The sequence below is a fragment of the Pseudomonas mosselii genome (assembly GCF_019823065.1).
Lineage (GTDB): Bacteria > Pseudomonadota > Gammaproteobacteria > Pseudomonadales > Pseudomonadaceae > Aquipseudomonas > Aquipseudomonas mosselii.
In genome coordinates, this window is record NZ_CP081966.1 from 1,720,942 (window position 1) to 1,734,400 (window position 13,459).

A 13,459-nucleotide genomic window follows, 5' to 3' on the forward strand; every position below is an offset into this window, starting at 1 on the left:
GAAGTGACTGCTGCGAGGTGCTTGCAGCGGCAAAAAAGGCTGAAATAGACGGCAGGTTTGACCGGGATTTGAGCGGCTACCGTTTTTTGAAAGTGTCGATGGCGAAGTAGCCGGAAAACAGGGGCTACTTCAGACCATCCCTAGTACACCATGCCCCCAGCGTTTCCTTAGCTGCGATTGACGGGCATGCCTGGCGGTAGCTCAATAACAGCCATTTATGGATGAAGGAACGAGGGGAATAAGGCAGATGAAGATATTCACGATTGGATTCACTAAGACCTCCGCGCGGTCCTTCTTCACCAAGTTAAGTGCTTCTGGTGCCAAGCGCCTTGTCGATGTTCGCCTGAATAATGTTTCGCAATTGGCCGGGTTCGCTAAACGCGAGGATCTTCGATATTTTTCCGAGGCGTTGTGTGGGATGGAATATGAACATCTACCAGCACTTGCTCCAACCAAAGACATGTTCGAGGAATATAAAATAAAAGGGGGAGATTGGGATATCTACGCCAGTAAATTTCTGGATTTAATGTCGTCCCGAAAGATTGAGTCAATCGATAAAGAAAAGATTGATAACAGTTGCCTGCTTTGCAGCGAAGACAAGCCCCATCACTGCCATCGGAGGCTAGTGGCCGAGTACCTTGCAGGCAAATGGCCGAATGTTGAGATCGTGCATCTTTAGAGGGGCGACGTAGCTCCACGTTTCCAACGCCTCGTCTGGAGGGCTGAGAGAGACAAAGGCGCGTATCGGCGGGAGCCGGCGCCACACATTGGGCGTACAGAGCAACCTCGCCCGCCACGGCTCGATGTCAGCGCTCAACGAGGCGAGTGGCTCCAGGTGCATTGGCAGACGGGCCGCTGGCTGACGTCGTGGCGATCGGCGGATATGCACTGGGAAGCCCGCCCATGTGTTGGGCTATCATGTTGGCGACGCCTACGCCCAGGTGGGGCGCGGCAGGATCGCCGTCATTTACACCCCAGTTTGGTACTGCTATAGGTCTTCTGGAATAGCCGATACATCAGGACAAATTGAAGTAGCTCAATTAGGAGATATCTAATGTCAACCGGTATGTTTATTCTGCACTCCAACTATACGCCGGCGGGGGACCAGCCAGAGGCGATCGCGCGGCTGCTGTCGGACATAGAAGAAGGTGCGACGCACCAGACGCTGAAAGGTATCACCGGCTCAGGTAAGACCTTCACCATGGCCAATGTGATTCATCGTCTGAAGCGGCCCACGTTGATCTTGGCTCCCAACAAGACGTTGACCGCGCAGCTCTATAGTGAAATGAAGCACTTCTTTCCTGAGAATGCGGTCGAGTACTTCGTTTCGTATTACGACTATTTTCAGCCCGAGATCTATATGCCGGGCACCGATCGTTTCATACCGAAGGACTCGGCCATCAATGACCACCTTGAGCGCCTGCGCCTGTCCACGACCAAATCCTTGATTGAGCGTCGTGACGTGATCGTCGTCGCTTCGGTGTCTTCAATCTACGGCCTGGGTGATCCAGATGCATATCGAGCGCTACAGATCGCTCTGTCCCCTGGGGTCAAACTAAACCAGAGAGAGCTAATTCGTCGCTTGGCTTTGCTGCAATATGATCGCACGGAGCGTACGCTCAAGCGTGCAACGTTCCGCGTCCAAGGTGATGTGATTGACATTTTCCCCGCTGATTCCGAGTACAGGGCGGTTCGGGTGGAACTGTTGGATGACACTGTTGCGTCTGTCCAATGGATGGACCCTGTTACTGGCAAGACGTTGGGAGAGATAGACCATTATTTGGTTTCGCCAAAAACGCTTTTCGCACCGCCCACGAACAAAATAGATTCTGCATCCAAAAAGATACTCGCTGATATGGAAGAGCGGGTTGCCGAGCTGAACAGGAATAATCGCTTGGTCGAGGCAAACAGACTGTACGAGCGGATCACGCATGACGTGGAAATGATGCGCGAGGTCGGCTATTGCTCGGGGATGGAGAATTATTCCTGCTACTTCAGCGACCGAGACGCAGCTTCTCCTCCGATCACGTTGCTGGATTATTTGCCGAAAGACGGGCTGCTGTTCGTCGATGAATCTCATGTCATGGTGCCACAGATATCCGCAATGTACCGGGGGGATCAGGCGCGCAAGGACACGCTGATCGATTACGGGTTCCGTTTGCCTTCATCGAAGAACAACCGGCCATTGAACTTTGACGAGTTCGAGAAGGTCAAGCCTCAGACCATCTTTGTTTCCGCTACTCCGGGCGACTACGAGCTGAGGGTGTCGAAAGGCAGGGTTGTCGAACAGGTTATCAGGCCAACGGGACTGCTTGACCCCAAGGTTGAAGTGCGGAAAGCGGATGGATACATAGATGACCTGCTTGCCGAAATATCGAAGTGCGTGAAGAGAAAGAATCGAGTGCTTGTGACTACGCTGACGAAGGTCAGTGCAGAAGAGCTAACGGATTTCTTGACGGACAACGGGATTCGAGCGCGCTACATGCATTCGGACATAAAAGCGGAGGATCGTGTTGAGATCATCAATGGCCTGCGCGCAGGAGAGTTCGATGTTTTGATTGGGATTAGTCTTTTGCGCGAAGGGCTGGATATTCCAGAGGCATCATTGGTTGCCATTCTCGATGCAGACCGTGCAGGGTTCTTGCGTTCGGCCCATGCGCTCATTCAGATGATCGGTCGAGTCGCTCGGAATGAAAACGGCAAGGCGATCTTGTACGCCGACGCGGTGACGCCGGCGATGAAGCAGGCGATCGATGAGACCAATAGGCGCAGGCAGCTTCAAATTGCCTTTAACGAGGAAAATGGGATTTCTCCAGCCTCGTCTGTGCGAAAACTAGCAGGGGAAGAGACGAATACGGAGGAGCCCACCGTTCATTCCGAGGCTTTCTGCGAGAACTTGTCCGACCTTTGCGATCAGATCACTGCCAAGGAACAGCAGCTACTCGAATTTACCGATACCGGTGACGAGCAGCGCGTCGAAGACATTCGTCATCAGTTGGATGGGTTGTACCGGCAATTCATTTACATCTAATCGTTCGCCGGCATTGAGTTGCATGGCCGACCGATCTGCACCTGGGGCAAGCGGGCAGACGGTCGGCTCATCATTCAACCGGAGGGGTGAGCCGCCGAGGCTCAGTGCCCCGCTTTCCAAGGTGTGTGCCCTACAGCGTCTTGCGACGTGTCAGCGCAAAGCTGGCAACGATCCAACGGCGACCAGCATTTCATCAAATACCGCTCGAACCCTTCCCGGAATGGGGCCACGCTGAGGCCGATAGACGTACAACCCCCATGCCGGAGGTTCTTCGTTCTCCAGCACTCGCACGAGCTTCCCGCTGGCAATGTAGGGGGCGGCCATGTAGTCCGCCAGTTGCGCGAACGCGATCCCGGCCAGCGCCGCTCCCATTTCCATGTCGGCATTGTCTGCGACGAGAGTGGGTGCGGTAGGTGTCCACTGGCGTCCCGCCTTGAAGTGCCAAGGCCAGGGACGGCCGGTATTGATATCCAAGGCCACGGTAACTGGCAGGCTGCTTAGCGCATCGATGTTTGCAGGTACGCCCACTTTCTTGATCAGGCGCGGAGCGGCAACGATGGGGAGTCTCATGTCGGCGGCCTTGCGTGCGACGAAGCGGCTATCGCGCATGAATCCGACCCTGATCCCGACGTCAATCCCTTCGTCAACCGTATTGCTGATGCGATCGGACAGGCGCACATCCAGCGTGATGCCGGGATGGCGCGCGGCCACGCGCTCCAGTGCCGGTAGCACCGCTCTGGTGCCCAAGCTGTGCGGTGCGGTGATGCGAACCGTACCGGACAGAGAGGCCTGCTGGTCGGAGCCAGGCGTTCGCCACAGATCCTCGAACCGCTCCAATGCGGGGCGCACTTGGTCTAGCAGCCCTTCGCCGAAGGCGGTGATGCGCACCTGGCGCGTGCTTCGATGAAACAACACCTCGCCGTAGTGTTGCTCCAGTTGCTGGATGGCACGGGTTACACCTTGCGGAGAAGTCCCCAGCCGGACGGCCGCATCGCGAAAACTGCTGCTTTCGGCCGCCACCCGAAAGATGCGCAGTAGTTCCATTTCCTTGTTCATGACGCACGCCTTATGGCCGATTTCGCTGCTCGTTAATTGTTCCAGATTGTGGAATTATAAAATCGCAACAATTCCATATACAAGGGAGGCGCGGTTGCCCAGACTGACAACACCCCGGAATGCTCCGCTCCGAACAACCCAATAAGGAACGCGAATGAACGCTGCGACTCTCATCACTGCCTACTACGACGCCTTCAACCGCGGTGACCGCGAGGCCATGCTGTCAATGTTGACCGATGACGTCGCGCACGACTTGAACCAGGGCGCTCGTGAGGTCGGTCGCGAAGCCTTCCGCGCCTTCCTGCAGCGCATGGACCGCTGCTATGGCGAGCAACTGCGCGGGATCGTGGTGATGGTCAGCGCCGACGGCCTGTGTGCAGGCGCGGAGTACGTGGTGCATGGCGAATACAAGGTCACGGACGACGGGCTGCCGGAAGCCCAGGGCCAGCGCTACGTGCTGCCGGGCGGCGCGTTCTTCGAGATCCGCGATGGCAAGATCGCTCGTGTCACCAACTACTACAACCTCGGCGACTGGATCGCACAGGTTGGAGGGGACGCCTGAAATGACCAGCGACGTGCAGGTGCTGGTTCATCGTGGTCCGGACATTGCCGAATGGTTCGATGCCGTGGCAGGCCTGCGGGCGAGCGTCTTCCGCAGCTTTCCTTACCTGTACGAGGGCGACACCGAATACGAGAAGCACTACCTCGCTATGTACGCCCGTTCGGCAGACAGCCTGCTGGTACTCGCGCTCGCTGATGACGTGGTCGTGGGTGCGTCCACGGGATTGCCGCTCGGCGATGCGGAGCCGGCCTTCCAGGTGCCGTTCGCCGATCGAGGAATCCCGATGGAGGCAGTGTTTTACTGCGGCGAATCAGTCCTGCTCCCGGCCTTCCGGGGCCTTGGCCTGGGCCATCGCTTCTTTGACGAACGCGAAGCGCATGCCCGTTCGTTGGGCGGCATGCAGTGGACATCGTTCGCGTCGGTGGATCGAGCAGACGACGATCCCCGGCGTCCTTCCAACTACCGCAGTAATGATCCCTTCTGGATCCGTCGTGGCTACGTGCGGCAGTCGGACATGAAGGTTACGCTGCCCTGGAAACAGGTGGGTGAGCCGAGCGAAACCGAGCAGACGCTCACGATGTGGCTGCGCTCCCTGGAGAACGCGAAATGAAAGTAGCAGTTGCGAAATACGCAGTGGGTCAGCCCACGGGCTTCGAGGCATTCGCAGCGCGGCAGCGGCGGGTTCTGGAGGAGGCGAGCCGTGCCGGAGCGGAACTGGCCGTGTTGCCAGAATATCTGTCCCTCGAACTGGCTGCGATGTTCGAGCCTGGCATCCGCCAGGATTTCAACGCCTCGCTGGCCGCGCTGCAGGCCTTGCAGCCTGCGTGGCTGGCCCTGTACACCGACCTGGCGCGCGAGCTGCGCATGACCATTCAGGCCGGTACGTTCTTGACCCGGGTTGGACCGGATCGCTATCGCAACCGGGCGTGGTGGTTTGCGCCGGACGGCACGCGTGACTACCAGGACAAATTGCAGTTGACGGGGTTCGAGAAAGACACTGGCGTCATCGAGGGGGGCGACGAACTCAAAGTGTTCGACCTGAATGGCGTGCGTGCCGGCATCGCTGTCTGCTACGACAGTGAGTTTCCATTGCCCGTGCGAGCCCAGCGAGAGGCGGGTGCACGCCTGCTGTTGGTCCCGAGCTGTACGGACACGAGGGCAGGTGCAACCCGGGTTCGTGTGGGCTGCATGGCGCGGGCACTGGAGAACCGGATGTTCGTCGCACAGGCCGTGACGACCGGAGCTGCTGACTGGAGTCCGGCGCTGGACACGAACACTGGCGAGGCCACGATCTATGCACCCATGGATCGTGGATTCCCCGAGGATGGCATTCTCGCGACTACTTGCGGCACGCAGACATGGGCGATCGGTGATCTTGACGTTGAAGCACTCGAACGAAACCAAGAACAGGCCCAGGTTGCGGTCGATCGTGACTGGGACGGACAGATGTTGCCTGCACTGCGGAAAGCTCGACACTCGGGTCATCAGGTCGCCTAGCCGGTCTCATCTTGATAGCTTCAACTCGATGAGTCGGCTTAGATAGGTCATATCTATCTGCGCATAGATTTTTCCAGTTTGACCAGTTTTGAACTTGCCCCGATGCTGTCGATACATGCAAGAAATATTCATTGATTTGAATGTTTTGCGCTTCTTGGGAACAAACCTGTACTAGCCTGTAAGAGTGCTCGAAGAGCACAGAATTTGTGGCAAAGTTCGGCCGCATATACTATGGGGGAGTATTGTATAATGCGGCGGTGTACCCAAGTAGAGAGGTGTTCGATGCCACACAGTCCGGAAGAAAAGAAGCAAGCACTGACGCGCATCCGGCGCATCAAAGGTCAGGTAGCGACTCTTGAGCAAACGCTTGATGCAGGTGCGGAATGCCCTGCAATTCTTCAGCAGCTTGCGGCCGTTCGTGGGGCAGTCAACGGATTGATGGCAACCGTTCTGGAGAGCTATCTGCGGGAAGAATTTCCCAGTAGCGAAATCAGGAGCGATTCGCAGAACAAGTCCATTGACGAGACCATCTCTATCGTCCGCTCCTATCTGCGATAGAGGCACCAGGGTGCCCTCGGTGAGGGCAAATTTAGTTAGCTAGTAAAGGAAGCGACATCATGAAATCACGTGCAGCAGTTGCCTTCGGGCCAGGAAAGCCGCTGGAAATCGTCGAGATCGACGTCGAGCCGCCGCGCAAGGGCGAGGTGCTCATCAAGATCACGAATACCGGCGTTTGCCATACCGACGCCTTCACCCTGTCGGGCGACGACCCCGAAGGTCTCTTCCCGGTCGTGCTGGGTCATGAAGGTGCGGGTATCGTCGTGGAGGTGGGTGAAGGTGTGACCAGCGTGAAGCCTGGCGATCACGTCATTCCGCTCTACACCGCCGAATGCGGCGAGTGCCTGTTCTGCAAGTCCGGCAAGACCAACCTGTGTGTCGCGGTTCGCGCAACCCAGGGCAAGGGGCTGATGCCCGATGGTACGACTCGCTTCTCGTACAACGGTCAGCCGCTTTACCACTACATGGGCTGCTCGACCTTCAGCGAATACACGGTCGTCGCCGAAGTCTCGCTGGCCAAGATCAACCCGGACGCCAACCCCGAGCACGTCTGCCTGCTGGGCTGCGGCGTGACCACCGGCATCGGCGCCGTGCACAACACGGCCAAGGTACAGCCCGGCGACTCGGTGGCCATCTTCGGCCTCGGCGGCATCGGTCTCGCTGCGATTCAAGGTGCACGCCAGGCCAAAGCGGGCCGCATCATCGCCATCGATACCAATCCGGCGAAGTTCGAACTGGCTCGTACCTTCGGCGCGACCGAATGTCTCAACCCGAAGGACTTCGACAAGCCGATTCACGAGGTTCTGATCGAGATGACTGGCTGGGGTGTCGATCACACCTTCGAGTGCATCGGCAACGTCAACGTGATGCGTTCGGCTCTGGAAGCTGCCCACCGCGGCTGGGGCCAGTCGATCGTCATCGGCGTCGCCGGGGCCGGCAAGGAAATCTCGACCCGTCCGTTCCAGTTGGTCACCGGCCGGACCTGGAAGGGGTCGGCTTTCGGCGGGGTCAAGGGGCGCACCCAACTCCCGGGCATGGTGGAAGACGCAATGAAAGGCGAGATCGATCTCGCCCCGTTCGTCACTCACACCATGGGTCTCGACGAGATCAACCACGCCTTCGACCTGATGCATGAAGGCAAGTCGATTCGCACGGTGATCCACTACTGATCACTCACTATCCATTCAACACCAACCACCAAGGAAATTAACCATGTCCAATCCTGTCATTTCCGGCGACGGCATCTTCTCGCACGTCTTCATCGGCGCCGCCGACGTCCAGAAGTCGGCCGCGTTCTATGACGCCGCTCTGGGTGCTCTCGGCATCAAGAACCTCGGTCCTTTCGGCAACGGATGGGTGCTTTTCGGTCGCGAAAAGCCGGCTTTCATCATCGCCCGTCCGGGCAATGGTGAAGCGCCTTCCAGCAACGGCGTGACGGTCGGCTTTGCGGCCGCCACTCCCGCCGAAGTGGATGCCTTCCACGCCGCCGGCCTTGCCGCAGGCGGCACCGACGAGGGCCAGCCTGGCCCGCGTGGCCACCTGCCGGGTGCCTATGCGGCCTACCTGCGTGATCCGGCGGGCAACAAGGTTTGCTCGTACACCTTCGTCTGAAAGCTAGGAAGCTGAGGGCGTTCTGAAAGGGCCAGCACAAGCCTCTACACGGCGAGCCTATTAGACGGACCGTGTAGAGCGGTGCCCGCTCATGAAGATCGGCCCGCAGCCATGTGCGAAACGCATGGCTGCGGGCATTTGCTTTGAAGCGTGTTTTTCAACCAAGAAGAAATGAGGTCGTTATGAAAGAGCCGGCCAACATCAATACGACGACCGTACAACCCACCCCGACCGCCACCGTGTACGGCATGCCGGCCTATACCGATCGTGCTGCCGCCGTGGGTGAAGTGCACGCGCGCCCGCATCTCTTGATTCAGGCCCCCCGCGGCATATTGCAGCTCGCTTTCATGACCGAAGGCGACCAGGCCAGGGATCAGATGGCGATGAGCGAGTTGTCTCATCGCTTCGGCGTTGCCGAACCCGACCATACTACGCCGCTCCACGGCGTGACATGGGATGAAGGAGACCTGCACTGCGAAAAGCACACCGAGTTCTCGACGTATCTCTGGTGCGCTTCGCTGGATTCCGAGACGGGAGAGCCGTGCGGCGAAAATCCGTTCAAGCATGGATTTGTTCCTCCCGGCCCGGTCGTATCCGGCATCCGTTTGAGACTTCTTCCGTGGACGCCGGAAACGGAGAAGGAGGTCGATCGCTTCGATCCTGCCAGCCTGTGCTACTCGCTGGTGGAGAACGGCTCTGCCGCCATCCTGACCGACTTTCGACAGGATGAGGATGGCCTGACGCAGATCCTCGTCCTGGCCCGCGATTTGACCCCGGCGCGGGCGGGTGCGCTGGCTCAACGTCTGCTGGAGATCGAGACTTACCGCACCTTGGCGTTGCTGTCCCTGCCGTTGACACGATCGATGACGTCGGAACTGCGACGCATGGAGTCGCGCCTTGCGGCGATCACCGACGAGATGTGTACGAGCTTGGTGGAACGGCGCGACAGCGACGTGCTGCTGTCCGAATTGACCGGCCTGGCTGCCGAGCTGGAAGCTGGCGTTGCGGCGAATCTCTATCGCTTCGGCGCCAGCCGTGCCTACTACGAGATCGTCGAGGAAAGGCTGGCAGCGCTTTCGGAAGAGGCCGTATCCGGGTACTGCACCTGGGCGGATTTCCTGCAGCGTCGCATCGCTCCCGCCATGCGGACATGCCAATCCGTAAAGGAGCGCCAGACCAAGCTCTCCGACAAGCTGACCCGGGCCATCGCGTTGCTGCGTTCCTGGATCGACGTCGAGCTTGAACGCCAGAACCGCGATCTGCTTGCGTCGATGAACAACCGGGCCAAGATGCAATTGCGCCTTCAGCAAACCGTCGAAGGCCTGTCGGTCGCGGCAATTTCTTATTACGTCGTGAGTCTTCTCGGCTATTTGCTCAAGGGCATTCCGATGGTTCACGACAGCGTGGCGCCGGTGATGGCGGTTCTGGTGCCTGCGGTGATGCTGACGATCTGGTGGATCGTGCGCAGGATCAGACACGCCCACGGCGACACGGCAGCGGAAGAGAAATCTTCCTGACGAGCTGCCGTCCTGGCGCGCGAGAGCTGCGCCGTTCCTTTGAACATAGGAGAACACCATGGAACGCATCGAACATCACGCCAGCTTTGATGGTTGGCAGGACGTTTATCAGCATGAATCCACGACGCTCGGTTGCACGATGAAAGTCGGCGTCTATCTGCCTCCGCAGGCACAGCACGGCAAGGTGCCGGTGCTGTACTGGCTTTCAGGCCTCACCTGCACCGAGCAGAACTTCATCACCAAGTCCGCCGTCCAGCGCTACGCAGCCGAACATGGCATTGCCGTCGTCGCGCCCGATAGCAGCGCTCGCGGCGAAGGCGTTGCCGACGATCCCGCCTATGACCTCGGACAGGGGGCAGGTTTCTACGTCAACGCCACGCAGGAACCCTGGGCTGCGAATCATCGGATGTATGACTACGTGGTGCAGGAACTACCGGCGCTGATCGAGGCCCACTTTCCCGTGACAGCGGAGCGGAGCATCAGCGGCCATTCCATGGGGGGACACGGTGCTCTGGTCATCGCCCTGCGCAACCCGGGCCGTTATCGAAGCGTCTCGGCCTTCTCGCCCATCGTCGCGCCCACCCAGGTTCCCTGGGGACACAAGGCCTTCGAGGCGTACCTGGGCAGCGACCGGGAGGCGTGGAAGCAGTACGACACCGTGGAGCTGATTCGCACCGTGCAGGAGCGTCTGCCGCTGCTGGTGGATCAGGGTTTGGGCGACGAGTTCCTGGAGAGTCAGCTTCAGCCCGATCTGCTGCGCAAGGCCTGCGACGAGACGGGGCACCCGCTCACGTTGAATCTGCGCCCAGGCTACGACCACAGCTACTACTTCATTGCCAGTTTCATTGGCGAGCATATGGCACACCACGCATCGGCGCTGAAACGCTGAGAGAGAGGAGATCAGGTCATGACAAAGACCTCCAAAAACCGACATCACGTCGTCATTATCGGAGCGGGCTTCGGCGGGATCGAGGTTGCCAACCAGCTTGCTGGTGCCGAGGTCGATGTGACGATCATCGACCGGCGCAATCATCACCTGTTCCAGCCGCTGCTTTACCAGGTCGCAGGGGCATCTCTCTCGACATCCGAGATCGCCTGGCCTATTCGCTATCTATTCCGAAATCGCCCGGAAGTGAACACCTTGATGGCGGAAGTGGAAGGTATCGACCAGGACGCGCGTCAGGTCATTCTCAACAATGGCTCGCGCCAAACCTACGACACGCTCGTACTCGCGACAGGTGCTACCCATGCCTATTTCGGACACGACGAATGGGGGGCTTTCGCGCCGGGGTTGAAGACGCTGGAAGATGCCACGACCATTCGAGGCCGAATCCTCGCGGCTTTCGAGGAGGCCGAGCGCACGAGCGATCCTCAGCAGCGTGCCGCGCTGCAGACGTTCGTCATCATCGGTGGTGGTCCCACCGGGGTTGAATTGGCCGGGACCATCGCCGAGCTTGCACGAGACACGCTGGCGCGTGACTTCCGCTCGATCGACCCGAGCACGTCCCGGGTTGTACTGATCGAGGCGGGCCCGCGTCTGTTGTCCGTCTTTCCAGAGGATCTTTCGGCCTATACGCGCCAGGCACTCGAAAAGCTCGGGGTCGAGGTCGTGCTGGGTACGCCGGTCACCGAATGCTCGGCCGACGGCGTGGTGTATGGCGGCAAGCCTCTTTCGGCCAAGACCATCGTTTGGGCCGCCGGCGTCCAGGCGTCTCCCGCGGCTCGCTGGTTGGGTGCTGCGTCTGATCGTGCGGGTCGAGTGGTCGTTGGTCCCGACCTGACGGTGGCCGGTCGCCCGGAGGTCTTCGCCATCGGCGATACCGCCTCGTGCACCATGGCTGATGGGAAGCCCGTACCGGGCATCGCCCCCGCCGCCAAACAGCAAGGCAAGTACGTCGCCAACCTCATTGGACGGCGTTTGAAAGGCAAGCCCGCTGACGGGCCTTTCAAATACCGGCATCAGGGGAACCTGGCCACCATCGGCCGCAGCCTGGCCGTAATTGACATGGGGCGGGTTAAGCTGCGTGGAGCCTTTGCGTGGTGGATCTGGAAGCTCGCGCATATCTACTTTCTGATCGGTACGCGAAATCGTCTCAGCGTCGCGTTGAGCTGGGTATGGAACCATAGCATCGGCTACCGCGGCTCTCGCATCATCATGCATGCGATTAGCGACAAAGAGCCCACGGCGTTGGATAAATCCGGCTCTCTGGATTGAGGTGCACACCTTATCGGAACGTCAACTATCAGAAATACCAGGGAGAGGAACTTGACCGATCTATTCACGACAAAGCCCAAGCCTCCCTTGGCCGAACTCCTGCGGCCCAAGACGCTGGATGAATTCGTCGGGCAACGGCACTTGCTCGGCCCCGGCAAGCCGCTTCGTCTCGCGTTCGAGGCGGGCAAGTTGCACTCGTTCATCCTCTGGGGGCCGCCAGGCGTGGGCAAGACCACCCTGGGGCGCCTGGCCGCCAGTGCGACCGACAGCCGATTCATCGCCATCTCGGCCGTGCTTGCCGGGGTGAAGGACATCCGGCAAGCCATCGACGAGGCCCAGGCAGAACTGGGCAACCATGGTCGATCGACGGTGCTTTTCGTCGATGAGATCCATCGCTTCAACAAGGCGCAGCAGGATGCCCTACTGCCCCATGTCGAGTCGGGGCTCCTGACCCTGGTGGGGGGAACGACCGAGCATCCGGGGCTGGCGGTCAATTCCGCTCTGCTCTCACGCGCGCAGGTCTATACCCTCGAACCGCTGTCCGGCGACGAACTGAACCAGCTCTACGAACGCGCACTGCCGCATCTCCAGGGCGTCACGTTGGACGCGGACGCGCTGGATCTGCTCAAGGGCTTTGCCGATGGCGATGGCAGGCGCTTCCTCAATCTGCTTGAGCAGGTGACGAATGCTGCGTCGGGCGCGGGCAAGGCCGTGGTCGATGGCGAGTTTGCCAAACTGTCCACCAGCCCATCACTGCGCAGGTTCGACAAGGGCGGCGACGAGTTCTACTGGCAGCTCTCCGCCTTCCACAAGTCGCTGCGGGGCTCCGACCCCGACGCGGCCCTGTACTGGCTGGCCCGCATCCTCGACGGCAGCGGCGACGTCAGCCAGGTGACGCGCCGCATGATCGTGGTGGCCAGCGAAGACATCGGCAATGCCGACCCGCAGGCGCTGCAACTGGCGCTCAATGCCGCGCTGGCTTATGAGAGGCTGGGTTCCCCCGAAGGCGAAATACCGATTGCCCACGCGGCGACCTACCTTGCTGCCGCCCCCAAGTCGAACGCTGCCTATGCCGCCTGGAACAAGGCGAAGGCCTTCGTCAAGAACAGCGGCTCCCTGCCTGTGCCTCTCCATCTTCGCAATGCGCCGACGAAGCTGATGCAGCAGATGGGGTATCACGAAGGCTACCGCTATGCCCATGACGAGCCCAACGGCTATGCCGCTGGGCAAAGCTACTTTCCCGAGGGCGTGGCGCGGCCGGGCTGGTATCAGCCAACGGACAGAGGTGTTGAGCGCAGGCTGGGAGAAAGGCTTACTTGGCTGCGCTCGCTGGATGATGGGACGCTGCCAGAGGCGGACGCCTGACCGGTCGCCTCCGAAACCGGCTCATCGCGACTTCACGAACTACAGGA

General features: G+C 59.6%; 13 protein-coding genes. 12 read left to right on the plus strand and 1 reads right to left on the minus strand.

Annotation, left to right across the window (positions count from 1 at the left end):
- The first annotated feature begins 247 nt into the window (after positions 1-247).
- Both K5H97_RS07775 and uvrB read left to right on the plus strand, forming a co-directional pair.
- Positions 248-679: a DUF488 domain-containing protein gene (locus tag K5H97_RS07775; protein WP_023835768.1), complete on the plus strand. Its 432-nt coding sequence runs from the start codon at positions 248-250 to the stop codon at positions 677-679.
- A 375-nt stretch (positions 680-1,054) separates the two neighbouring features.
- Positions 1,055-3,031 carry an excinuclease ABC subunit UvrB gene (gene uvrB / locus K5H97_RS07780; protein ID WP_028690943.1) on the plus strand — a complete coding sequence of 659 codons (1,977 nt, stop codon included), beginning with the start codon at positions 1,055-1,057 and terminating at the stop codon, positions 3,029-3,031.
- Positions 3,032-3,181: 150 nt separating this feature from the next.
- On the opposite strand, the gene K5H97_RS07785 is transcribed toward uvrB, so the two are convergent.
- Positions 3,182-4,087, minus strand: a complete 906-nt coding sequence (locus K5H97_RS07785; protein ID WP_023103881.1) for a LysR family transcriptional regulator — start codon at positions 4,085-4,087, stop codon at positions 3,182-3,184.
- A gap of 154 nt (positions 4,088-4,241) precedes the next feature.
- Between K5H97_RS07785 and K5H97_RS07790 the strand changes: the two genes are divergently transcribed.
- The 10 genes from K5H97_RS07790 to K5H97_RS07835 all read left to right on the plus strand — a co-directional run bounded on the left by K5H97_RS07790 (position 4,242) and on the right by K5H97_RS07835 (position 13,412).
- Positions 4,242-4,649 carry a ketosteroid isomerase-related protein gene (locus K5H97_RS07790; protein WP_023103882.1) on the plus strand — a complete coding sequence of 136 codons (408 nt, stop codon included), beginning with the start codon at positions 4,242-4,244 and terminating at the stop codon, positions 4,647-4,649.
- Between the two features lies 1 nt (position 4,650).
- Positions 4,651-5,259 carry a GNAT family N-acetyltransferase gene (locus K5H97_RS07795; RefSeq protein WP_028690944.1) on the plus strand — a complete coding sequence of 203 codons (609 nt, stop codon included), beginning with the start codon at positions 4,651-4,653 and terminating at the stop codon, positions 5,257-5,259.
- Entirely contained in the window at positions 5,256-6,146 is an 891-nt protein-coding gene (locus tag K5H97_RS07800) for a carbon-nitrogen hydrolase family protein (RefSeq protein ID WP_028690945.1), read from the plus strand. Before K5H97_RS07795 ends, K5H97_RS07800 begins: the two co-directional genes overlap by 4 nt.
- 282 nt (positions 6,147-6,428) lie before the next feature.
- Entirely contained in the window at positions 6,429-6,704 is a 276-nt protein-coding gene (frmR, locus tag K5H97_RS07805) for a formaldehyde-responsive transcriptional repressor FrmR (protein WP_028690946.1), read from the plus strand.
- Positions 6,705-6,763: 59 nt separating this feature from the next.
- Entirely contained in the window at positions 6,764-7,873 is a 1,110-nt protein-coding gene (locus tag K5H97_RS07810; RefSeq protein ID WP_011871467.1) for an S-(hydroxymethyl)glutathione dehydrogenase/class III alcohol dehydrogenase, read from the plus strand.
- 43 nt (positions 7,874-7,916) lie between these two features.
- Positions 7,917-8,315: a VOC family protein gene (locus K5H97_RS07815; protein WP_023103885.1), complete on the plus strand. Its 399-nt coding sequence runs from the start codon at positions 7,917-7,919 to the stop codon at positions 8,313-8,315.
- Between the two features lie 182 nt (positions 8,316-8,497).
- The gene (locus K5H97_RS07820; protein ID WP_023464791.1) at positions 8,498-9,832 is read left to right on the plus strand and encodes a DUF3422 family protein; all 1,335 of its coding nucleotides are present in this window, start codon (positions 8,498-8,500) and stop codon (positions 9,830-9,832) included.
- A gap of 58 nt (positions 9,833-9,890) precedes the next feature.
- Entirely contained in the window at positions 9,891-10,721 is an 831-nt protein-coding gene (fghA, locus tag K5H97_RS07825; RefSeq protein WP_023464790.1) for an S-formylglutathione hydrolase, read from the plus strand.
- Between the two features lie 18 nt (positions 10,722-10,739).
- Positions 10,740-12,047, plus strand: coding sequence for an NAD(P)/FAD-dependent oxidoreductase (locus K5H97_RS07830; protein ID WP_028690947.1), 1,308 nt, complete (start codon positions 10,740-10,742; stop codon positions 12,045-12,047).
- A 51-nt stretch (positions 12,048-12,098) separates the two neighbouring features.
- The gene (locus K5H97_RS07835; protein ID WP_028690948.1) at positions 12,099-13,412 is read left to right on the plus strand and encodes a replication-associated recombination protein A; all 1,314 of its coding nucleotides are present in this window, start codon (positions 12,099-12,101) and stop codon (positions 13,410-13,412) included.
- The last annotated feature ends 47 nt before the right edge of the window (positions 13,413-13,459 follow it).